The organism is Guyparkeria sp. SCN-R1 (assembly GCF_003932495.1).
GTDB lineage: Bacteria > Pseudomonadota > Gammaproteobacteria > Halothiobacillales > Halothiobacillaceae > Guyparkeria.
Genome location: NZ_QZMT01000062.1, coordinates 1 through 330, shown reverse-complemented (window position 1 = coordinate 330; position 330 = coordinate 1). Strand labels below are relative to the sequence as shown.

At 40.6% G+C, this 330-nt stretch carries 1 protein-coding gene; it reads right to left on the bottom strand.

From position 1 onward, the window contains the following. The coding region (rpsC, locus tag D5687_RS11185; protein WP_125199833.1) for a 30S ribosomal protein S3 at window positions 1-330 on the bottom strand (330 nt) is incomplete at both ends.

Genomic DNA, 330 nt, shown 5'->3' with positions numbered 1-330 from the left:
ATCAATATCTGCACGGAATGTATGTAAAGGCACACGACCTTCTCTATACCATTCAGTACGTGCAATTTCTGCACCATTCAAACGACCAGCTACAGCAACCTTAATACCCTGAGCTCCAAGACGCATTGCATTACCAACTGCACGCTTCATCGCACGACGGAATTGAATACGCTTTTCTAATTGCTGGGCAATACTTTCAGCAACCAACTTAGCATCCAACTCAGGCTTTTTAACTTCTTCAATATTGATGTTAACTGGAAGACCCGTTTTCTTAACAAGATCAGCCTTTAGCTTTTCAATATCTTCACCTTTTTTACCAATAACAATACC